Raw genomic sequence first — 20,862 nt, 5'->3', positions numbered from 1 at the left:
TCCGCCCGCTTGTTCGGGGGGATGGGGCCCTCCGCCGGGGAGGGGAAGCAAGTGACTCGTCATACCTTCGTGCGTGGCTCCCTTGTCGCACTGGTCGGGTTGGCGCTCTCTGTGTCCACACTGCCGCTGGTGGCGCCTGCGCACGCGGATCCCGCGACGGAGATCGTCGTTCCGGCCGCCATGCGCACGACTCCGCGTTCGGCGTATCTGCAGAGCGCGGGGACTACCGGATTCCTCGAGTACTGCTCCACCGCCGAGGGTTACGGGCTCTGGTGGACCAGCTACGACGGCAGCCGAAAGCCTGTGGAAGGTGGTGAGCGGCTCGAACCGCGCACCGCGGGGTCGTACGGCACCGCTTCGGACGTCGTCGCCCTTCGCCCGTCCTCGAGCAGTGGTGGGAACGTCCTACTGCGGGACATGGGTACCGGTACGACCGAGGCCGTGGCCATCCCGGCCGGCCAGAACTATATGCAGACGTACGGACGTACCGTCCTGACCAGCACGTCGACAGGTGGGGAACGGACTGGGCTGTTCCTGCTGCGCAACGAGAACGGCAGTACGGTGCAAAGGCCGGTGACCGGACTCCCGGACAAGACGGTCTTCCTCTTCTTCCCCAGAGGTTCGGCCTCCGGCATCCTCGTCAACTACTACGGCTACGACGGCCCGAACCGGGTCCTCCGGTACGCCTGGGTGGACGCGGAGACCGGTGCCGCCACGATCCTGCCGCCACTGGTGGCGAGCACGGCCACCGTGGTGGGACCCGACTACCTGGTCAGCTGGTACGGCACGTCCCGGGTGCGGGTGTACGCCGAGGGTGCCTACGACGCGCCCGCTCACGAGGTCACGTTCCCCCGCACCTCGGAGAACATGATCCTCGGCGTCGTCGGAGACGCGGTCGTCGTCGCGCGGCGCGACGCGTCCTCCGTCTGGAGTGTGTCGGCGCTGCCCTTCGACGGTTCCGCGGAGCTGCCCCTGTTCAAGCGGGCGGATCCCGCTGCCGTCGTGAGCCCCGACGGCGGCCTGGTCCTCTCCGGCGGTGAGTCCTCTCTGGACTACGGCATCGCCAAGATCGAAGCGGGCGCCGACAATCTGCCCGTGGCCCGCCGGATCGTGGACCTTCCGGCCGTGCCCATGGGGATCGAGTCGCTCGATCTGAGCGGCGGTGAGCTGATGACCTACGAGTCCGGCGACCGGGCGACCCATCTGTACAGCCGCTCGCTGACCACGGCGGGGGCCCTGACGACGGGCCCGCGCACGGATCGGGGAGCGACCCGGCGGTGTGGGGTCATGGCCGGGGACCACGGTGACTGTCCCGACCTGTTGGGTACGGGTGACGGCCGGGCGGTCATCCGGACCCCAGCCGGGGAGGTCTCCGTCCTGGACCGGGGTCAGTCCCTTCCCGGAACCGTGATGGGTTCGGGCCTCCAGGACAACCATGGCCTGGTGGACGTCGCGGGCCGGTATGCGGCCTGGCGTGGGCCCTCGCCCGCGGGAGACGGCCTGACAGTGGCGGATCTCGACACACGGAAGGTCGTGCTCACCCGGACGGGCGAGGCTGGTGCGGTCCCCACTCGCCTGTGGGGGGAAACGCTGTGGACGGCGGCCGACGACGGCATGGTCACAGCCAAGGATGTGCGTTCGGGCAACACGATCACGTCGTTCCGGGTGTTCGGCAGTGGCAGCGGCTGCGCTCTGAGCGGCTTCCAGGCAGTGGGACGCTGGGTGCACTGGTCCGGCTCGTGCAGCACTCCCCAGGGCAGCGAGTCGAAGGCGTACGTGTACGACACCCGCAGGAAGACGCTCATCGACGCGCCCACGGGCGCAGAGGCGCGCCTGGGCGACGGCTTCCTGGTCACGCGTGACTCCACGTCCGGAACGCTGACCCTCACAGACGTCACGAGCGGCTCCGCGGTGAGCCGGACCCTGGCGGCCAAGGCCGGGAAGTGGGACGTCGATCCGTACACCGGCCTGGTCGGCTACGTGGACCCGGCCTCCCAGGACATCCACGTCCTGCGGAGTGGCATCCCCGCCACGGACATCGCGGTCCTGGGAGCGAGGACGGAACCTTCGGTCAACCTGGTGGACTCGTCGGCCTCGTGGGACGGCACGTGGTGGCTGTCGAAGCCGGCCGCGTCGTGGACGCTGGTGCTCAGGAACAAGGCGACCGGCGCCACCGTGCGCACGCTGACCGGTGGCGCCGCGCGCGACGCGGTCCGCACGTCCTGGAACGGGAGGACGTCGACAGGCGCGTACGCACCGAACGGCACGTACAGCTGGACGCTGACGGCGCCCCCGGCCGACCAGCGCGGTGCGGCGGCGACCGTGTCCGGCTCGCTGAAGCTGACCGGTGGTGCCGCGGTGAGACGCGACCATGTCGGGTCCGACGGCATCGGTGACCTGGCCACGCTCACCTCCAAGGGTGCGCTCTCCTTCCACCGGGGCGACGGCAGCGGGAAGCTCTCGACGAAGACCTCGGCCTCGGGCTGGCCGGCCTCGATCACGGCCGTGCCGTTCGGAGACCTGAACGGTGACCGTTGCAACGACATGCTCGTGCGGTTCGGCAACGGTGCGCTGCGGGCGTACCGCCCCGGGTGCGGCAAAGCCCTGACGACATCCACTCCCTACACCACGCTGGGAGCGTCGGGCTGGAACCAGTACGACGTGCTGACCTCACCGGGCGACATCACCGGTGACGGCCGGGCGGACCTGGTCGCCCGCCGGGCGTCCACTGGTGACGTCTACCTGTACAAGGCCACCAGCGGCGGAAAGCTCTCGGCCGGGGTGAAGATCTTCTCCAAGTGGTCCGGTTACAAGAAGATCGTCGGCGTCGGCGACCTCAACGGTGACGGGTTCGGAGACCTGCTGGCGCAGGACAAGTCGAACAAGCTGTGGCGGTACGCGGGCACGGCGAACGGTGGCTTCAAGGCGCGGGTCGCCGTGGCCGACAACTGGGGTGCCTCCTACAACGTCGTGGTGGGCGCAGGTGACATCACCGGAGACGGGAGGGCGGACATCATCTCCCGCGACACATCCGGCCGACTGTGGCGCAACAACGGCGACGGCAAAGGCTCGTTCGGGCCACGCGTACAGATCGCCGCCGGGTGGCAGGGGTACAAGGCCCTGTACTGACCGCCTGTGACAGCAGGTCGTGTTCGAGGGAGTGCCAAGCCCCTGACCAGGCAGTCGGCGAACTCGTTGCCCGCGCGTACCGATTCGGCCGTCCCGGCGCGTGCCGCCTCGGGCGTCGCGTGGGGCGGGACCACGAGGAGGGAGAAGTGGTCCGCCTCGCCCCGGGTGACGAGGACGGTGTCGTCACCGACCGGGAGGAGTCGATCCGATCCGGATGACGCGGTCGTCGACAGCCGGCCGCGTCGGTGGTTCCTCCCAGGCGCTCCGGTCCAGGCCGAGCCGTGTGACCGTGCCCAGCAGCTCGGTCAGCGCGGTGATCAGGGCGGGAAGCTCGTCCGTGATGTCACACGAGTGCGGCCGCCCGCCCCGTCGAGAACGCCCTGCTGGTCGGTTGTCGTCTCCAGCCGTCGACGGCCGTTCCGGGCTTCACGGCGCGGTGGACGGTGTCCGGCCGGAGCCGGGTCACCCCGCGGGGGGTCGTGGCCGGAACTCATGGTCAGCCTCCCGCGGGGGTGCCCGCCGCGGCCGCCATGAGCGGTTCCGCTGCCTCCTCGGTCGTGTCCGGGGGCACGACCAGCAGGTCCCAGCGCCCCCGGCCGGGGGCGAGCAGGACGACGGTGGGCGGGGCGGACGCGGCCAGGGTCCTGCAAAGTCGTACGACCTGGTTGGACACGAACATCCGGCCGGCCGTCACGGGCCAGGTCGCCCCGTTGACGGTGACGCTGGTGACGTGACCCCACTCCCGTGGCAACCCGGCGAGCAGAAGCGGAAGTTCGACCAGGAGGTCGTAGGAACGTGGCCACCACGCTCCGTCGACGGCCCGGGGCAGGCCGCCGTGGGGTGCCAGGCGCAGGCGCAGGACGGGTTGAGGGGGAAGCGGGGGTTGCAGTGCGGTGGTCATGGGCGGGGCTCCTGTCGACTGCCGTGCATGGGTGGGTGGTTGACGTCAGGCGCGACGGGCCGCGACACGCTCCGGCGTGGGCCAGCGCACGTCGTACACCCAGCCGAGGCGTTCGAGGAGGCGGATGACGGCGGCCGACGGGTCGATCTGACCGCGGTCGACGCCGTGCCGGGCGCTGGTGGGGTCGGCGTGGTGGAGGTTGTGCCAGCTCTCACCGAAGGAGAGCAGGGCGAGCGGCCACAGGTTGGTGGCCCGGTCGTGGCGCCGGGTGCGGAAGGGGCGCTCACCGATCACGTGGCAGAGGGAGTTGACGCTCCAGGTGACGTGGTGGAGCAGCGCTATACGGACAAGTCCCGCCCACAGCAGGGCGGTCACGCCGTACGTCCAGGTGCCGCCGATCGCCCATCCCGCCGCGAAGGGCAGGGCCAGGGTGAGGACGCACAAGAACGGGAAGGCGCGGGAGACGGCACGGATGTCGCGGTCGGCGAGGAGGTCGGGGGCGTAACGCTCGGCGGGGGTGCGGTCGTTGCGGAACAGCCAGCCGATATGGGCGTGCAGCAGTCCGCGCAACTGGCCGCGCAGGTGTGTGCCGTAGCGGTACGGCGAGTGCGGGTCACCGGGACGGTCGGTGAAGGCGTGGTGGCGGCGGTGGGTGGCGACCCAGCCGATGACGTCGCCCTGGAAGCTCAGCGAACCGGCCACCGCGAGCGCGATGCGCACGGGACGGACGGCCCGGTAGCCGCCGTGGGTGAGTCCGCGGTGGAAGCCGACCGTGACGCCGAGGCCCGTGATCGTGTACAGGACGGCGGCGAGCACGATGTCGGCGGGGTGGATCAGACGGCCCCACAGCAGCCAGCCGGCCAGGCCGAGGGCCACGAACGGCAGGATGACGATCACCGCCGTCACGGCCACGTACAGGCGCTCCCCGCCGTCGCGCGCGGGCGCCGGGCCGTCCGGCGGGAAGGGGGAGGTGCCGTCGTAGGTCCGCTGCGGCGTGACGGTGTCCGGCGGGGGTGCCGGGACAGATGTGACATGCGTGGGAGTGGGTGACATGGGACGGGGCTCCTGCCCTCGATGAGGCCGCTCTGGCGGAGGTACCGCCGGGGTCACGGGCTGCCCCTGGTATGGGTGGTGTGCTGGAGACGCCCTGTCGGGTCGGCACGACACACCCTCGTGCTCCCCACCGTACTCCTCGTGCGGGACGACGCCCGGACACCGCTGGTCAGCGTCCTCCGGCAAGCCCGTTCGGGCCGGCGGCGCGTTGACACCCACCGGCACCGGACGTTGACTGGCAGCACGGCACAGGGCCGGGAAGGGCAGGGGCGACCGGGTCTCCGGAAGCCCGCGGCAGACCGTCCAGGAGGCGAACGGCGCCTTCGGGCGGTGACCTCATCCCCATGGAAGCGGTACACACGACGATGTACGACCAGACACGCGCCCAGCAGCCCGCGGACCGGCCCTCCGGCCTCGCCGGACGCCCTGCCACGGGCCCGGAGCCGCTGCTCCCCTCGGACGGACGGGAGGAGATCACGCGCCGCCTCGGACATGCCGTCAACACCTTCCCGGACAGCCCGCGCGAGGCGCTGGAGGAGGCGGAGGGGGCGTTCGACGAGGCCACCGCCCAGTTGATGAACGCCCTCGCGGAGCGGCGGCGTGCCCTGCGTGCGGGCTGGGCGGACCTGGACCACGAGACGCAGTCCACGGAACTGCGGTTCGCGCTGCGGGAGTACCGGGAGATCACCGGACGGCTGCTGCGCGCATAGGCGGCCCACGGGGCTGGCTGCGGGTGCGGCTGCGGGTGCGGTGCGCCCCCGAGCGCCGGAGTGGCGGCGGTTCGCGGTCGAGGACGCGCGGGCCAGACCACGCCGCGGCGCCTGCGCCCGGCACCGCGGCCTGCGGTGGCCACCGTCGGTCACCCGGACCGGCCGGCGGCCGTGGGGGCTCCCCGCGCGAACCGTCCCCTTCCTGGGCGGGCGATTCGGGGTCCCGGTCCGCGACACCGCGGGACGCTGAATGCGCAAATCCGCGGGTCGAACAAGAAAGCGTACGGAATAATTCCCGGCCCGTGATCGAGCATGCCGTGCTACTGTCGAATCAGGTTGCAGTTGTGGTTGCCAAAAGGGTTCATTTTCCGACGGGTTGATCATCACGGCGACACGGGGTCCGCACAAGGTGGACTCCGAGCCCGTTTCCGAAGGAGAAATGACATGGCTACCGGTACTGTAAAGTGGTTCAACGCCGAAAAGGGCTTCGGCTTCATCGCGCAGGACGGCGGCGGCGCCGATGTCTTCGCGCACTACTCGAACATCGCCACTCAGGGCTTCCGCGAGCTGCAGGAAGGCCAGCAGGTGTCGTTCGACATCGCTCAGGGCCAGAAGGGTCCGACCGCCGAGAACATCGTCCCGGCCTGACACCGGTTCTGACGCATACTTCGCAGCTGGGGCCCGCACCTTGGGGTGCGGGCCCCAGCTCGCCGCTTTTTCAGGGGATATTCACCCCTGTCGCCTTCGGTCCGTTCTCGCGATTCCGCGATTCTCAGGGCCCTTCATCGTGCAGCGGGAATTCCTTGATACGCCACCCGGGTCTAGGAAAATGCCACATGAACCGAGCCCGCCATGGATACCGCGTGTACCGCGACGTCGGTGACCGCCGACACCGCGGACTACCTGAACCGCGACGGCCGTACGGCCCGCGGCAGCCGTACAACCCGCGGTAGCCGTACAACCCGCGGTAGCCGTACAGCCGGCGTCGGCGCGTCCGTCAGAGTCGTCGCCCTGGTCGCCCCCGGACAACGCCGCGACATGAGCCCGGCTGATGGCCTCGGGCCGGCCTCACCCCGACAGCCACCTCGGTGCGCTCGGGCGAGGCGGCGCTGAGCCGCGTCATCGGCGCCCAGGCCCCTATGGGTGTCCCGGGCGCCGAGACAGACCCCCTCCGGTGTCCCGGTCGTCGTCACCGCACCGACCTCGGAGCCGCCCCGCCGCGTCGCGTGACGTGTCAGAGGGTCGGCGTCGACCGGCGACACGTGCGGACCATCTCGACCAGAACCGACCAGAACATCCACCCGTACCGCAGGAGGCAGCCGTGACACCGGTTCAGACCCATCGAGGCCCCACCGCCCGCCAGTTCGCGAACAGGGCCGGTCACCCGGACTCGACCGAGTTGCGGGTCGGCGACGACATGACCGTCGAGGTCGCCCTGTCCGTCATGGCCGGTGCCGGTGTGGAGCACCTGCTCCTGTGCGACGGGGACGACGAACGCACCGGCTGGGTCTCCCGGGCCGAACTCGTCCTGCACCGCGACAGCTCCGCTTATTCGGACCGCGTCCGCCTGCGTGACGTCCTCGTCGGGCCATTCCCATGCCGGATCGTCAGCCACTCTTCCCTCACCCGGTGAGGCATCAAGCGCGGGGAGCCATCACGCGCTGGGTCTTGCCCGAATCCCGTTCGAACCGACCAGGGACGGAGTGTTCGCCCCGACGGCGGGCGTCAACCCCGGGCAGGTACGTCCTCGTCCCGCCTCCGCCCGAGCCCTGCCGGGCGGAGGCGGACGCTGTGCGCGGCGAAGGCGTAGGCGGGGGCCGTGACGTGTGAACGACTCGTCCCGGGCCTGGACGGCGGTGGCGGACGGCCGGTCGCCCACCCGGCCGCGCCGAGCCTTGCGGCCTATGGGTGCGCCCTGTGCGGGGGGTCCGGGCGGGTGCTCACAGCGTCCTCATGGGTGCGGCGGCGCCGGAGTCGGCGGCGGAGCCGTCCACGTCCGGCGTCACGCTGACGGCCCGTGCCGGTCGTCCCCGCCTGGACACGGGCCTTTCGCGGAGCCGACGGTGCCGGTCCCGCGACAGGCATCCTGGAGTGGCCGTAGGGGAAAGCGGCGATACGGTCGCCGTGCTGTGCGTTGAGCTGACGGATGAGGAGCGCGCCGAAGGCGATCACCGCGATGATCACGACCACGGTCAGGAACGTCTCCACGGTTCTCACCTTCCCATCGGCTGGTGCGGCATCGCCGCGGTCATGGTGGCGTCGTCACGGGCGCCATGACCGTCATGGCGGCCGTCACGACGGTCATGGCGGCCGTCACGACGGTCATGGTCGGGTCCGCGGCTGTACTGCCGATCGCCGCCCTCATGTCCCCCTTCGGACTCCCAGACCGCCTCCCGGGCCCGGTCGGTCTCCGCCACCGCCCGCAGGAGCGCCTCCCCCTCCATCAACCGGCTCGCGGTCGACGTGCCCAGGGGGTCACTCGCGGCGGCCATCAGCCGGGCGGCCGATGCGGAGGGCGTCTGCGGGGGGATGACCAGGAGGTTCCAGCGGCCCACGTGGTAGGAGAGCAACAGCAGTTCGTGCGGGTCCTGCTCGGAACGGAACCAGCCCACTTTCACCACGTGCCCCGCCACGCGCACCTTGCGCGGGACGACCGGCCAGTGGACGGGATTCACCGTCACCCGGGTGATCCGCCCCCACAGAGGGTCCAGTGCGGCCGTCAGCGAGAGGAGTTCCGCCCCGAGATCGCGGGAGCGGGGCCACCACGCCCCGTCCAGCAAGGCCGGTGCGGGACCGACGGGAGCCAGCGACAGACGGAGCGACGTCGAGGAGAAACGGTCAGCGGCTTCGGCTGTGGGCGGGTGGGAAATGGTCACGGTCATGACGCGAACCCTGCCCCGGGCCGGCCACGACCGGCCCGGTGTATTCGATCGCCGAAAACGACACGAGCCTGAGAGCCGGTGTGCGAAATATCCTCGGTGTCTTCGAGCGTACTCCTCGAACAGGCCACACGGACATGAAGATCACCCTTCGGGCGGCTGGTGGGGCCTGCCCGGCTCTTCACCGCCGGGTTGTTCATCCGGGGACTGTTCACCGGGGGTCTTCACCGCGCCCCCGTGGGCTTGCGCAGTGCTCGGGTCCGTGCGTCCCGTGCCCGTGTCGATGAGGATCTGCTCGGCCCGCCTCCCGCTGCCGGGGCGGACGGCCTCGGCCATGGCAGCGCGCGCGGCGTCGGGCGTCGCGTGCGGCGGAACCACGAGGAGGGAGAAGAGATCCTGTTCGCCCCGGGTGATGAGAACCGTGTCGTCGCCGACCGGAAAGGAGTCGATGCGGACGACGCGGTCGTCGACGGTCATCCGCGTCGGCAGTTCGTCCCACGCCCCGGCGTCGAGGCCGACGCGTGTGATGGGCCCGAGGTGCTCGGTCAGTGCGCCGATCAGGCTGGGGAGTTCGGCGGCGATGTCGCGGGAACGAGGCCACCACACCCCGTCGAGCACGCCCTGCCGTTCATGCGTCGTCTCCAGCCGCACGAGGGCCGTCCCGGGCCGCATGGCCCGGTGCACGGCGTCCGGCAGGAGTCTCGTCATCCGCGGGGAGTCGGAGCCGGAGTCGACCATGGCACCCGCCTGCCTACCTGGACCGAGGAGACCGGGTGGCTTCCTCGTTCTCACGGTACTCCGCGCCCCGACAGCGGGCCGGGAGGTCGCCGGTCGCCCACGGGAGCTGCGGCGACTGCCGGAGTAAGGTGGTGAACCCGGCCCGTCCCGTACGGGCACGTCGAAATCCGAGGTCGCCATGCGGTCCATGGAAACCCCGTCGGCCAGCCACGCCGAAGTCCGTGTCGTCGCCCCCTCGCCCGAGGTCGCCCGTCGGGTCGCGGAGGTTATCCGCCGTTGCTTCGACTCCACCGAGCAGCGCAGCTACCCCGCGGGCCCCGACGGAGGAACCCGCCTCGATCTCACCGTGGACACCGCCCACGCGGCGGAGCCCGCCCGATCATGGCTGGAGACCAGCCGGTCCACGGGAGACAGCCGATCCACGGGAGACAGCCGATCCACGGGAGACAGCCACCGGCGGTAGTAGCTGGAGCCCCGCTGCGAGTCCCGCCGAGTCGGACGGCGGCTGGTGGCCCGAGTTCAGCGACCTGCCGAGCGCACTCGCCACCCTGGCCGATCATCCGTCCGGAACGGTCGTCACCAGCCGCGCTCAGCCGCACATGCACTGCCGGATCCGCCCGTCGTGACCACGCGCACGGTCCGGGTGTGCGACGTACCGCACGCGGGCGCACCGCCCCCCCATGACCACGCCGCACCACCACCTCGCACCACCGCGCCGCCCGTGCGCTGCCCTGCAAAACCACTGGCCGTGGGCCGGTACCGGCGTACTGCCCGGAGTAGAGTGAACACGGAGAGCCGGTTCGGGAGCCCAGACGAGTGGCGGCGACCATGGCAACACTGCACCAGCGGAAAACCCACCGCGAAGCGATCATGAAGACCCTCTACGAAGACATGGAAGGAAGTGGCCTTCCAGACGTCTCCGGGGCCAGGCTGCGTGACGAGTTGGAGATCCCGGACCACGATCTGGCCGCGGCCTGCACCTATCTGGTGGGCGAGGGACTGGTCACGGTCCGCTGGGCCCACGGAGATGTGCCCGCGACGGTCGTGCTGACGCATCAGGGGATACGGCTCATGGAGGCCGAGGAGGAGAACCGCGGCTGACCCCGCGAGGGCGCCTTGGGACACGGAGGCCGGGGTATTCGTACATACCACCCGGCAGAACGTGCAGACAGGGAGCAGGCCATGATCCGTCCAGCCGACATCCGCGAGTGGCGCAACCAGGACGTGGTCGACGAGAAGCAGCGCAGGATCGGCATGCTCGAAGCGGTCTACGTCGACACCGCCACCGACGAACCGGCCATGGCCACCGTCCGGACCGGACTGCCCACTCGCCACCGGCTGGTCTTCGTCCCCCTCGACGACGCGGTCCTCGGACCGGACTACGTCCGGGTCCCCTACGCCAAGGGTCAGGTGCGGAAGGCCCCGTCGATCGGCACCGACGACGTCCTGCCGGCCGAGCGGGAGGAAGAGATCTTCCAACACTACGGCATGACGTACCGGCCGGGGGCGGCCGGCGAACGTCAGCTCGCACGCCGGTGATCACGCGCGCACGGCACGGAGGAGATGGTCCGCGGTGATGGCGCTCTTCCTTCTGCTGCTCCTGGTGGCCGTCGTACTGGGGATCATCGGTGTGGCGGCGGAGGGCCTCGGCTTTCTCCTGGCCATCGGCATCGTGGTCTTCGCCGCAGCCGTGATCTCCTTCACGGTGCTGGTGGCCCGGCGTGCCAGGCGGCGTCCCGTCCGCTGACGCCGGGGCCGACACCGTGTACGGCGTCGTGCTGGAGCCGTTGGCGGGCGCTCGGGCAGGGGCGGTGGGCGACGAAACGCCTTGTCGGGCGTGCGCGCCGGTGTCCGCCGGGGGACCATCGGTAGCGGGGGAACCATCGGTGGCCGGGGAACCATCGACAAGGCCCGCGACAGCGTCGCGGTCCCCAACCGCGTCCGCGGAATCACGTGGTCAGTACCCCGAGGTGGACCGCGCCCTACACGGCCTCGGCGTGATCGCCCCGCCCGGACGAACCCGAGCGCGATCCCCCACCCTGCCCTACCCCGCTCCTGGCCACCCGGCTCCGTCACCGTCGACGACGCTTCTCGGTTCCTGTGCGGCGTGCGATACGGCATGCCGTCTACGCCACTTCGATCACCCTTGGCGGTGACGCGACCGGCTCTCCGGCAACGCAAACGCGCCACATTCGCGCCCATGCCCACGTCAGTCATGTCCATGCCTTCCGCGTCGAGGGGTGCTCCCTTAGGCTCCTCCGCCGGACCGCAGGCGTTACCGACGGTAGGGGAGACCGGTCATGGGGCGAACGGGCAGCACTCGACGCACCTTTGTGGTGGGAGCCGCGGCCGCAGGCGGGGCGGTGGCGCTGGGCACCGGCACGGCGGCTTCAGCGGCACCGGCGCAGGGACGGCAGCAGGCCGTCGCCGTGCTCGGCGGTGGCGTCGCCGGGCTGACCGCGGCGCATGAACTCGCCGAGCGGGGCTTCGCGGTGACCGTGTACGAGCGCCGGGCGCTCGGCGGCAAGGCCCGCTCCATGGACGTACCGGACAGCGCGAAGGGAAACCGCAAGCCACTGCCCGCGGAGCACGGGTTCCGCTTCATCCCGGGGATCTACCACAACCTCCCCGACACGATGCGGCGCATCCCCTTTCCCGGGAACGCGGGCGGCGTCCGGGACAACCTGATCGCACCCAGGGAGATGATGTTCGCGCGGAACAACGGCCGCGAGGATCTGCGGATACCCATCCCCGGGGAGAAGGAGCCCGCCGAGCTCACCCTCGACGACATCAGACGCGCCCTCACCGGCCTCCTGGAAACGGGATTCCGTCTTCCTCTGCATGAGATCGCGTACTTCGTGAACCGCGCCGTCGTCTTCCTGACCAGTTGCGACGCGCGCCGCAACTCCACCTGGGAAGCGACCCCTTGGTGGACTTTCGTACGCGCCGCGCAGATGTCGAAGGAGTACCAGCGCATCCTCGCGGTCGGCGTCACCCGCAACATCGTCGCCACCAAGGCTGAGGAGGCCAGCACCCGCACGGTCGGCACCCTCGGCGAGGCCTTCGTTTTCAACGCGCTCGGCCGGGGTGCGGACGGCCCACCCGACCGGATCCTCAACGCACCCACCAATGAGGCCTGGATCGACCCCTGGGTGGCTCATCTCACCTCCCTGGGCGTGAAGTTCCGTATCGGCTGGACCGTGCACGAGGTGAGGCTGGGCGGAGACGGGCGGGTCTCCGAGGCCGTCATCGAGGATGCGGACGGCGTACGTCGCTCCATAACCGCCGATCACTATGTCTCCGCCATGCCGGTGGAGCACGCGCGGCGCACCTGGAGTGCCGCTTTACGCGCTGCCGACCCACAGTTGGCACGCTGCGACAAGCTGCAGACGGACTGGATGACGGGCATTCAGTTCTATCTGACCGAGACGCCGCCCGTGGTACAGGGCCACTTCAACTGCATCGACTCGCCATGGTCGCTGACCGCGATCGCCCAGGCCCGGCACTGGCCAGGGCGTGACTTCGCCGCCCACTACGGCGACGGCGTGGTCAAGGAGTGCCTGTCGGTGGACATCTCCGAGTGGGACAAGCCCGGCGTCCTGTACGGCAAGACGGCCAAACAGTGCACCCGCGAGGAGGTCGCACGCGAGGTGTGGGCACAGCTCAAGGACGCACTCAACGACACCGGCAGGACAGTGCTGCGCGACGGCACGCTGCACTCGTGGTTCCTGGACCCCGGAGTGGACGGGATCGGCACCCCGCACCCGACCAACCAGGACGAGCTGCTGATCCACCCCGTGGGCACGCTGCACAACCGTCCTTCGGCCAGGACCACGGTCCCGAACTTCTTCCTGTCCGGGGATTACGTCGCCGTGGACATCGACCTCGCCACCATGGAGGGCGCGAACGCCTCGGCCCGCCAGGCGGTCAATGCCCTTCTGGATCAAACAGGTTCGAGTGCACCGCGCTGCACGGTCACCCCGCTGTTCAGGCCGCCGGAGCTCGAGAGCCTGAAGCGCCACGACCACTTCCGCTTCAAGGCCGGCCTGCCGAACGCGTTCGACCTGGGGTGACTCAGTCGGGAGCGGTCGCTCGACCTGACCAGCCATGACGCCGGCGAGGCACCCTTCTCGTCGCCCTCCCAGCTGCCGGCCGGGGAGCACTCACTCTGGAAAGCGGGTGCCCTGATCACCTACGGACAGCGGCCTGCTCGCCCAGCAGCCCCGGGTGCGCGTCCGGCACAGCGGAACGCGCGCGCCGGGCGGCCGCACCCCAAGCGCACCAGACAAGGCGGGAAACAGCGGGGAATCACGGTGAAAGCGGTCCAGCCCGAGGAGACGGCAGCCCGGGCGGTTGCTGCTCTCCGGTGGCGGGCTGGTGCCCTGCGGGTTCCGATGGGCGTGGTGGCGGCCACCGTGCCGTGACTCGCCCGGCCGACTCTGCCGAGAACCGCCCGACTGCTGCGTCGGATGACGGCCTTCGGCGAGCGGGTGCCTGCGAAGATCCCCACCGTCTTGCCCAGCACCAGGCCGAGGACGACGCCCAGTGGCTCGGGTTGTGTGAACACCGCGCCCAGGGCGGTGCCCGACACGCTCACCCCGGCGGCGAACAGCGCGAACAGCGGCACCGCCACCCCGGCCGAGACCGGCCGCAGCAGGTGTTCGGTCCGCTCCCCGGGGGAGGCGCCCTCGTCCTCGTCGCGGACCGTGCGCAGGATCAGGCCCATGGTCGGATTCTGGGCATACGTGCCCCTTCGACGCCGACCGGACTTCCCGGCACACCCCGCGCCTTTGACGCGTTCTTTACACACTGACCGCCACGGCGTGGGGCATGCGGCCCGAGCGTGTCCGATGCGGGTCGACCGCTGCGGTCATCGTCACGTTTGGGTGCCCTGCCGGGGGACGGGTCAGAGGGGTTTGGTCGGCCAGTCGAGCAGTCGGGCGCCGATCACCGCGGTCTGGAGGGTGTAGCGGTGGACCGGGTCGGACGGGTCGGCGCCGGTCAGTTTGTGGATGCGTTCGAGGCGGTACGTGAAGGCGCGCACGCTCAGCGACAGTCGCCGGGCGGCCTCCGCGGAAACGCAGCCCGAGTCGAAGTAGGCGGTGAGGGTGTCGAGGAGCGGCTGGGCTCCGCCGCGGGCCTGACGCATTGGGCCGAGGGCGTTCTCCACCAGGTCGGCCATGGCCTGTCGGTCCCGGGTGAGGACGGGATAGACGAGGAGGTCGGCGGAGCGGAGCACGGGATCGTCGAGTTCCAGGCGTTCGGCCAGGTCGAGGGCGTTGAGGGCCTCTTCGTACGACTGGACGACGCCCGCCGGGCCCGTGTGCGGGCGCCCGAGCGCCACCTGTCCGCCCCCGGTCGCGGCGAACGCCTGCTTGGCGAAGTACGCGAGGACGTCTTCCTGGTCCCCTGGGGCGACGCAGACGAGTCGGCCGTCCTTGGTGGTGAGAAGGATGCTGCGGTCGCCGAACCGGCCTCTCAGCGCGTGCTCCACCTCACGGAGCACCGGGTCGCCCTCCTCGTAGGCGGCCGGGCCGCGGGCCACGGCGACCGCGTGCTCGTACGAGAGCCGCAGCCCGTAGCGTTCCGCGCGCTGGGCCAGTCGGCCCAGGTCGCTTCGGCCGTACAGCAGATCGTCGATGAACTCCCGACGAGCGGCCTCCTCTTGGCGCACGGCGTGCCGCTGGGCCCGTTCGTAGCCCTCGGCGAACGCGTCGAGAGCCTGCGCGGCGACGGACAGCACGTCGTCCACGACCGGGTCGCTGCCGGTGGGCCAGTGCGCCCGGGTGGCTGTCATGTGGGCGCCGACCAGGGCACGCAGCCCGATCCCGGCCTCGGCCGCCTGTTCACCCAGGGCACGGCGCGAGGCCAGTTCGTCCCGGGAAAGCCTGCGGCCCGTGGCCGAGGCATCGGCGAGGATATCGGCGTAGCCCTCCAGATACGCCTCGTGTCCCGCTGCCCCGCGCCCCTCGGACACGTCCCGTCCCGCCATACAGGTCCCCCGGATCGAATGCGCCCGCCCTTGTCGTCTTCTTGACGCACGGTCGCAGGAGCGTACTCCCGTCCGTGCCTGGAGCGGTGCCTGCCCCGGCAAGGAGATACCGGTTCTGGCAGGGGGACGCCGGGGCGGACGAGCCGTCGAAGCCCGGTCGGCCGACGCGGCGCCCACGCTGCCCCCAGGTGTGCCGGGAAGTCTGGTCGGCGGTCATGTCGACCTGCCCCCGGAGGCTCTGACGCACCTCTTCCGTTTCCGCCGTCGCCGGTCCGGTCCCGAGCCTCATCGGGGACATGACGGAGGTGGGCCATGTCAGCCCTGAAGGGTGCGCGGCGCTCTTCGCGGCTCTGCGGGCCGCCCGTTGCCACGGGAACATCAGGCCCCCTCCGTGTCGTCTACGGGGCGGGCGGCGTGCCGGGCGTTCGGGTTGGCGAGCAGGTTGCGTGGGTCGGCGGCCCGGGCGATGGCGGACTCGACGGCGGCGATCCGGTCGGCGAGAAGACCGAGTGCTGCGACCGCGCGCGCGAGCGTAGCGAGATGGAGGTCCCCCCGGCCGAAGGCCGGGGGATGATCGTCGTCCGGGGCGCCGAGGGCCTGGATACGGACGTACGCCGCCTTCAACTCCGTCCAGCGGGCGGCCTGTTCCGGGGTGAGCGTGTCACGCAGTTCGGCCAGCTTCAGGAGGTTCGACTCGGCTCCGGTGGTGAGGGTCTGGGCCTCGGCCGCGTAGTGGTCGTCGATCAGGGCGGCCAGTTCGGTGTCGTTCATGACCGGCTGGACGCGCTGGGCGATCTTGTTCATGTTGCGGTAGGAGCCCTGCAGCCGGAAGGGCGGCTCGGTGCGCGTGGTGTCCGACTGCGCGGCGGAGGCGATGTACGCGGCGTTCACTGCCAGGACCGTTGCTCGGATCGTGAGCAGGTGGCCCAGGACCGCGAGGATCCGCTCCAGCTCGGTGGAGGTGTAGGGGTGGGTGAGCCGGTCGGCGCGGGCCGTGGGGTCGTGCCCGGCGAGCCGGATCAGCAGGTCGAGGTCGGCGCGGTCGCGGCCCGCGAGCGGGGCGAGGACGGGGTGGGCGGTGAGGGCGTTCTCGATGAAGCTGAGCGCGAAGGCGTCCTCCTTGCCGGTGAGGACGTCACCGAGGTTCCACACGTCGGCCCGGTTGGCGAGCATGTCGGGGACGCGGAAGCGGCTGCCGGACTCGGTGTAGGGGTTGCCGGCCATGCAGACGGCGAAGCGCTTGCCGCGCAGGTCGTACGTGCGCGGCTCGCCGTCCCGCACTCCCTCGACGCGGCGGGTGGCGTCGCACAGCGGGATGAACCTCTGCAGCAGTTCGGGCGAGGTGTGCTGGATGTCGTCCAGGTACAGGAGGGTGTTGTTGCCCGCCTCCAGCGCGAAGTTGATCTTCTCGATCTCCCGGCGTGCGGTGGCATTGGGGGCCTCCGCGGGGTCGAGCGAGGTCACCGTGTGGCCGAGGGCGGGGCCGCTGATCTTCACCAGCATCAGCCCGAGCCGGTCGGCGACGTACTCCATGAGGGTCGTCTTGCCGTAGCCGGGCGGGGAGACGAGCAGCAGCAGACCGCCGGTGCCGGTGCGCCTGGACTCGCCCGTGGTGCCGAGCTGCTTGGCGAGGCTGTCCCCGATGAGCGGGAGGTACACCTCGTCGACGAGCCGGTTGCGGACGAATCCGGACATGATCCTCGGGCGGTGCTCATCGAGGCGCAGCCGGGCGCGTTCGGCGGCCGTCAGGGCGTGGCGGTGACGCTGGTGGGCACGGTGGGCGGGCACCTCGTGGGTCCGGAACGCGCGGGTGCGGGCGAGGAGTTCGTCGACGCGGACCGTGAGGGTGCCGCCGACGATGCGGGGGTGGGTGCCGAGCAGGCCCTCGACCGTCTCGGTCAGGCGCGCGTCGCACGTGTAGCGGGTCAGATCCGGGCACAGCTCGGCGGCCACCGCCTCGGCCAGGTCACCGGGCGCGAGGTCCGCGCCGGTGGAGGCGGCGTAGGCGGACAGCCACGCCTCGACCAGCTGCCGGCGTGCCCCCAGGTCACCGAGGACGGTGAGGTCCTCGTCGTACGCGGAAGTCCCCACCGTGCGGCGGAACTTGTCGAGCAGGGTGCGGGTACCCGCGTCGATGACGAAGCCGTCGGCGCCGCTGGTGAGGTCCTCGAAGAGGTAGGCCGCGGCGGCGTCCGCCTTGGGTCCGCCGATCGCTCGCGCCAGCTCACCCCGCAGGTCGGCGATGGCGGGGGCGAGCCCGAACGTCTCCCGGGCGCGGGCGAGTGACCTGGCCCGGCGGGTCCACGCCTCGCGCTCCTCGGCCGTCGTGGCGTGCGCCCAGAACAGCTGGGCGCTCGCGCGGGCCACCGGCTCGTGGCGGAGCGGGCCCGCGTTCTCGTGCAGGCGGAGCAGCGCGGTCAGGATCAGGACGGTGTCGTGGTCGTGGACTCCGCGCTCGTATCCCTCGTCGTGCGCCTCCTGCGCCGCCCGGCGTACGAGGGCGGGCAGGTCCTCGGCCTCGGCGAGGGCCGTCGCGCCGTGCTCGTCGAGCAGCCGGGCGGCGAGGTGTTCGGCGCGGTAGACGTCCGGGGACTCCGACGGCAGCGGGCGCTCCCAGTACGGGCGGGTCGCGGCGAAGTCGAGGTCGGTGACCGGGGAGCGGTAGTCGGTGGTGGTGAGCGCGAAGGCCAGGCCGTCGCCATGCGGGACGAGGGCGAGGTCGAGCGGCTGGGTGTTCACCGCGAAGCGGTGGGTGCCCAGGCGGATCGTGCGACCGTCGTCGCCGTACAGATCGGTGCGGTCGCGCAGTGCGCGCAGGGCCTCCTGGCGGGCGGCCTTCAGGTGGCCGTCCAGCTCGTCCGCCCTCACCTGATCGCCGAGTCGGCGCAGTTCGTCGGCGATGTGTCGGACCTTGGCGGGCATCGGGTCGGAGGTGAAGTACGTGGTGACGGCGTCCGCGTCGGGGAGGGAGGCGGCGCGGCGGACGACCGTGCGCAGGACCCGGGCCGCCGAGTCGGCGAGACGCTCGGCACGGCGGGCGCGGGCGTCGGCGAGGTTCTGCTTGCGGAAGGAGAACGTCTCGTGGATCTCGTCGCGCTTGTCGGCCAGCTCCCCGAGGAAGTCGTCGACCTCGGCGGACTCCGAGAACCGCGCCTCCAGGTTCTCCAGCTGTGCCAGCAGGCGTGCGAGCTGCTCGTCGCATGCCTCGGGGGTGTCGGCGGAAGCGAGGGCACCGGTGACCGCCTGCCCGAGCAGGGTGAACTCGGCTGCGAACTCGGCACGTCCCTCCCGGTCGAGGAGCTCGCGGCGGCGGCCGTCGAGCACGGCACGGGCGCGGTTGACACCGGCCAGGACCTCGGCGATCCGCTCCAGAACAGAAGTACGGACGGTGGTGTCGCCGATGTCGAGTCCCGCGACGACCTCGGTCACCGTGCCCAGTTCGCCCGCGAGCCGGTCGATGCGGGCGGCGACGGGCGTGGCCTCGGCGACCGTGGCGATCGCGGCGGCGTCCATGAGGAGACGCTCGACATCCGCGTGGTGGTCGGCGAAGGCGTCCTCGTGGGCCAGGTGGGCGACCGCCCGCCGGCCGTACGAGGCGAGGTCGGCCTCGACGTCCGCGGCCAGTTCGTCGATGCGGCCCGTGTCGGCGTACCGCATGTCCTTGAGCGTGAGCAGATGCCCCTGCGCCTGCCGGAGTTCGGTCAGGCCGGAGACCCAGGCGGCGGCACCCCGCAGGGTCTCCCCGCGCAGTCGGCGCCCGACCTGGGCGATCCGGTCCGCCGCCTCACCGAGCGCGTCGGCGGCCTGCCGGGTGAGCGCCTGTACGGTCTCGAACTCGGCCAGTACCTGCTCGGCCGTCGTCCGCACGTCCGTGAGCGGCTCCCGCAGATCGCCGAGTTCGGCGTCCTCCAGCCAGTGGTAGGCGTCCGCGGCCCGGACGCAGGCCGCGACCAGCGCCTCGTACACCTCGCTCGTCGGGCTCGTCCCGGCGACAGCGCCGGCGATGGAGAGGCAGTCGGAGATGCCGCGCACGAGGTCGGCGTTGCCGACGCGGGTGAGCGGGCCGTCCCCGAGGGGCCGGGCGGCGGCATGGGTGTCGGAGACGTAGGGGGATTTCCACAGCTGGACCGGGTGGACGCGCTGTGGCTCCTCACCCTCGGCGCGCAGCAGGATGAGCGTGCCGTCGTCGAGGAGGGCCCAACCCCGGCAGGTCAGCGGGGTTGCGGTCTCCTTGCGGATCACGTTGTACGGCAGCAGCAGGCTGCGGCCGGCCACGGGGGCGTGGAACGCGAAGAGGACATCCTCGCCGTTGGGTGAGCGAACCACCCGGTCGAACTCCAGGTCGCCGGCACCGACGCCGTCGAAGGTCCTGTGCGTGCCGTTCGCCAGGCAGTAGCCGCCGGGGAAGACTATGCCCTGGTCCTCCGGCAGGCGGCGGCACGCCGGCCCGATGCCGTCGAGACGGACGACACTCCTGGTGAGCGTGTTGAAGACCAAGTACCGGTCCGCGTCCTCCTTGTAGGGCCTGATGCGCAGCAGGACGAGGGTGCCCACCCGCGCGTACGCGATGTCGGCGTCGGCGAGTGACTGCAACGGCTCGTCGACGGGCTCGGCGTGGATTCCCTCGCCCGTCTCCGTGTCGTCCTCGACCTTGACGGTGAGGGCGCCTCCGACAGTCGTCACGAAGACCTCTCCGTCGACGGACACGTGCGGGTGGCGGCCGAGGACGTGGGACTCACGGGTCACCTCGGTCCAGATGAAGTCGTGGGCGGGCGGAGGCACATGGTCGCGGTCGCCGCGCGCGTCGAGGAAGGACACCTGCCCGTCGTCGGTGAGCGCCCAGCGCAGGACACGGATGTCGTCGGCCTTCTCGCCGGTACGGAAGACGGCCAGGAGCCTGCCGTCGACACGGCTCAGGCGCAACAGGTGGGCCTGGCCGTAGTAGCGGTGGAGGGCCGTGAACTCCCGTACGAAGTCGGGGTCGTCGAGCAGACCGGGCACGGCGTCGTCGGGCAGCCGGTTCAGGTCGCGGTCGTGCAGCGTGAGGACGTCGCTCACGGCCGTCCCGGGCCCACGGCGGGTGAGGGCGTTGTGGCCGAGGAGCAGCAGATCACCGACGGAGACGATGTCGCGGGGCACGCAGGAGTGTTCGGTGCGCAGCCGCTCGGTGCCGGTGAGTTCGAGGCGCGTCGAGCCGAACTCCTGGGCGCGACGGATGTTGAGGGCCTCGGCACGGCGGGCGAGTTCGGCGGCCTGCGCGGTGAGCCGGTCGCGCAGCACGTCGTACGTACCGGTGTCGAGCGCCTCGTGTGTATCGGTGTGGGGCGCCTCGTACGTGCGGGTGTCCAGGCCCGTCGTCCCGGTGGTCATGCGATCGGTCCCTCTCGGATGTCACTCGGAAGTCTCAGGAGGTCGAGGACTCTCCGACGTCGAAGCTCCTGGGTCGGTAGGACACGGTCC

16 protein-coding genes and 2 pseudogenes are annotated in these 20,862 nt (G+C 71.1%); 9 read left to right on the top strand and 9 right to left on the bottom strand.

The annotated features are described in order from the left end of the window. Nucleotides 1-129: 129 nt before the first annotated feature. Nucleotides 130-3,129, top strand: a complete 3,000-nt coding sequence (locus ACZ4Z3_RS22860) for an FG-GAP-like repeat-containing protein (RefSeq protein ID WP_468502722.1) — start codon at nt 130-132, stop codon at nt 3,127-3,129. Between the two features lie 65 nt (nt 3,130-3,194). Here ACZ4Z3_RS22860 and ACZ4Z3_RS22855 read toward each other — a convergent pair. From ACZ4Z3_RS22855 to ACZ4Z3_RS22845, 3 genes and pseudogenes are all read right to left on the bottom strand, one after another. Beyond that, nucleotides 3,195-3,595 (bottom strand): annotated as a pseudogene (locus ACZ4Z3_RS22855) (DUF5994 family protein); the annotation flags it as partial. Between the two features lie 30 nt (nt 3,596-3,625). Then, nucleotides 3,626-4,030, bottom strand: a complete 405-nt coding sequence (locus ACZ4Z3_RS22850; protein ID WP_468502721.1) for a DUF5994 family protein — start codon at nt 4,028-4,030, stop codon at nt 3,626-3,628. 45 nt (nt 4,031-4,075) lie between these two features. Then, nucleotides 4,076-5,083, bottom strand: coding sequence for an acyl-CoA desaturase (locus tag ACZ4Z3_RS22845; protein WP_468502720.1), 1,008 nt, complete (start codon nt 5,081-5,083; stop codon nt 4,076-4,078). A 365-nt stretch (nt 5,084-5,448) separates the two neighbouring features. Between ACZ4Z3_RS22845 and ACZ4Z3_RS22840 the strand changes: the two genes are divergently transcribed. The 3 genes from ACZ4Z3_RS22840 to ACZ4Z3_RS22830 all read left to right on the top strand — a co-directional run bounded on the left by ACZ4Z3_RS22840 (nt 5,449) and on the right by ACZ4Z3_RS22830 (nt 7,426). Beyond that, nucleotides 5,449-5,793 (top strand): hypothetical protein, encoded by a 345-nt coding sequence (locus ACZ4Z3_RS22840; protein ID WP_468502752.1) that lies wholly within the window; start codon nt 5,449-5,451, stop codon nt 5,791-5,793. A 444-nt stretch (nt 5,794-6,237) separates the two neighbouring features. Further along, nucleotides 6,238-6,441, top strand: a complete 204-nt coding sequence (locus tag ACZ4Z3_RS22835) for a cold-shock protein (RefSeq protein WP_059083774.1) — start codon at nt 6,238-6,240, stop codon at nt 6,439-6,441. Between the two features lie 673 nt (nt 6,442-7,114). After that, nucleotides 7,115-7,426, top strand: a complete 312-nt coding sequence (locus tag ACZ4Z3_RS22830; protein WP_468502719.1) for a CBS domain-containing protein — start codon at nt 7,115-7,117, stop codon at nt 7,424-7,426. A 269-nt stretch (nt 7,427-7,695) separates the two neighbouring features. Here ACZ4Z3_RS22830 and ACZ4Z3_RS22825 read toward each other — a convergent pair whose 3' ends face one another. From ACZ4Z3_RS22825 to ACZ4Z3_RS22815, 3 genes are all read right to left on the bottom strand, one after another. Next, nucleotides 7,696-8,001 (bottom strand): hypothetical protein, encoded by a 306-nt coding sequence (locus ACZ4Z3_RS22825; RefSeq protein ID WP_468502718.1) that lies wholly within the window; start codon nt 7,999-8,001, stop codon nt 7,696-7,698. A gap of 5 nt (nt 8,002-8,006) precedes the next feature. Beyond that, nucleotides 8,007-8,675 carry a DUF5994 family protein gene (locus ACZ4Z3_RS22820; RefSeq protein WP_468502717.1) on the bottom strand — a complete coding sequence of 223 codons (669 nt, stop codon included), beginning with the start codon at nt 8,673-8,675 and terminating at the stop codon, nt 8,007-8,009. Between the two features lie 141 nt (nt 8,676-8,816). Next, nucleotides 8,817-9,410: a DUF5994 family protein gene (locus ACZ4Z3_RS22815; protein WP_468502716.1), complete on the bottom strand. Its 594-nt coding sequence runs from the start codon at nt 9,408-9,410 to the stop codon at nt 8,817-8,819. Nucleotides 9,411-9,588: 178 nt separating this feature from the next. Here ACZ4Z3_RS22815 and ACZ4Z3_RS22810 point away from each other — a divergent pair, with 178 nt between their 5' ends. The 5 genes from ACZ4Z3_RS22810 to ACZ4Z3_RS22790 all read left to right on the top strand — a co-directional run bounded on the left by ACZ4Z3_RS22810 (nt 9,589) and on the right by ACZ4Z3_RS22790 (nt 13,483). Continuing rightward, nucleotides 9,589-9,873 (top strand): hypothetical protein, encoded by a 285-nt coding sequence (locus ACZ4Z3_RS22810; RefSeq protein ID WP_468502715.1) that lies wholly within the window; start codon nt 9,589-9,591, stop codon nt 9,871-9,873. A gap of 365 nt (nt 9,874-10,238) precedes the next feature. After that, on the top strand, nt 10,239-10,511 hold the full coding sequence (locus ACZ4Z3_RS22805) for a hypothetical protein (RefSeq protein WP_468502714.1): 273 nt from the start codon (nt 10,239-10,241) through the stop codon (nt 10,509-10,511). Nucleotides 10,512-10,592: 81 nt separating this feature from the next. Continuing rightward, on the top strand, nt 10,593-10,949 hold the full coding sequence (locus ACZ4Z3_RS22800) for a PRC-barrel domain-containing protein (protein ID WP_468502713.1): 357 nt from the start codon (nt 10,593-10,595) through the stop codon (nt 10,947-10,949). 37 nt (nt 10,950-10,986) lie between these two features. Continuing rightward, the gene (locus ACZ4Z3_RS22795) at nt 10,987-11,157 is read left to right on the top strand and encodes a hypothetical protein (protein ID WP_468502712.1); all 171 of its coding nucleotides are present in this window, start codon (nt 10,987-10,989) and stop codon (nt 11,155-11,157) included. A 553-nt stretch (nt 11,158-11,710) separates the two neighbouring features. After that, nucleotides 11,711-13,483 (top strand): hydroxysqualene dehydroxylase, encoded by a 1,773-nt coding sequence (locus ACZ4Z3_RS22790; RefSeq protein ID WP_468502711.1) that lies wholly within the window; start codon nt 11,711-11,713, stop codon nt 13,481-13,483. Between the two features lie 416 nt (nt 13,484-13,899). Here ACZ4Z3_RS22790 and ACZ4Z3_RS22785 read toward each other — a convergent pair. From ACZ4Z3_RS22785 to ACZ4Z3_RS22775, 3 genes and pseudogenes are all read right to left on the bottom strand, one after another. Beyond that, nucleotides 13,900-14,136: pseudogene (locus tag ACZ4Z3_RS22785) on the bottom strand (Na+/H+ antiporter NhaA); the annotation flags it as partial. A gap of 180 nt (nt 14,137-14,316) precedes the next feature. Beyond that, a complete protein-coding gene (locus ACZ4Z3_RS22780; RefSeq protein WP_468502710.1) occupies nt 14,317-15,402 on the bottom strand; it encodes a PucR family transcriptional regulator in 1,086 nt (361 codons plus the stop codon). Nucleotides 15,403-15,780: 378 nt separating this feature from the next. Further along, complete coding sequence (locus ACZ4Z3_RS22775) at nt 15,781-20,772, bottom strand: DNA repair ATPase (protein WP_468502709.1); 4,992 nt, start codon at nt 20,770-20,772, stop codon at nt 15,781-15,783. Nucleotides 20,773-20,862 lie beyond the last annotated feature (90 nt).

Source organism: Streptomyces sp. NPDC030296 (assembly GCF_055572815.1).
Note: the sequence above shows the minus strand (reverse complement) of the source record. Positions and strands in the feature narration are given on the sequence as shown.

Bases quoted from the DNA above. Each gene is read 5' to 3' on its own strand.
- ACZ4Z3_RS22850 (WP_468502721.1), bottom strand. From the start codon at position 4,030: ATGACCACCGCACTGCAACCCCCGCTTCCCCCTCAACCCGTCCTGCGC.
- ACZ4Z3_RS22845 (WP_468502720.1), bottom strand. From the start codon at position 5,083: ATGTCACCCACTCCCACGCATGTCACATCTGTCCCGGCACCCCCGCCG.
- ACZ4Z3_RS22840 (WP_468502752.1), top strand. From the start codon at position 5,449: ATGTACGACCAGACACGCGCCCAGCAGCCCGCGGACCGGCCCTCCGGC.
- ACZ4Z3_RS22835 (WP_059083774.1), top strand. From the start codon at position 6,238: ATGGCTACCGGTACTGTAAAGTGGTTCAACGCCGAAAAGGGCTTCGGC.
- ACZ4Z3_RS22820 (WP_468502717.1), bottom strand. From the start codon at position 8,675: ATGACCGTGACCATTTCCCACCCGCCCACAGCCGAAGCCGCTGACCGT.
- ACZ4Z3_RS22815 (WP_468502716.1), bottom strand. From the start codon at position 9,410: ATGGTCGACTCCGGCTCCGACTCCCCGCGGATGACGAGACTCCTGCCG.
- ACZ4Z3_RS22810 (WP_468502715.1), top strand. From the start codon at position 9,589: ATGCGGTCCATGGAAACCCCGTCGGCCAGCCACGCCGAAGTCCGTGTC.
- ACZ4Z3_RS22805 (WP_468502714.1), top strand. From the start codon at position 10,239: ATGGCAACACTGCACCAGCGGAAAACCCACCGCGAAGCGATCATGAAG.
- ACZ4Z3_RS22800 (WP_468502713.1), top strand. From the start codon at position 10,593: ATGATCCGTCCAGCCGACATCCGCGAGTGGCGCAACCAGGACGTGGTC.
- ACZ4Z3_RS22795 (WP_468502712.1), top strand. From the start codon at position 10,987: ATGGCGCTCTTCCTTCTGCTGCTCCTGGTGGCCGTCGTACTGGGGATC.
- ACZ4Z3_RS22790 (WP_468502711.1), top strand. From the start codon at position 11,711: ATGGGGCGAACGGGCAGCACTCGACGCACCTTTGTGGTGGGAGCCGCG.
- ACZ4Z3_RS22780 (WP_468502710.1), bottom strand. From the start codon at position 15,402: ATGGCGGGACGGGACGTGTCCGAGGGGCGCGGGGCAGCGGGACACGAG.
- ACZ4Z3_RS22775 (WP_468502709.1), bottom strand. From the start codon at position 20,772: ATGACCACCGGGACGACGGGCCTGGACACCCGCACGTACGAGGCGCCC.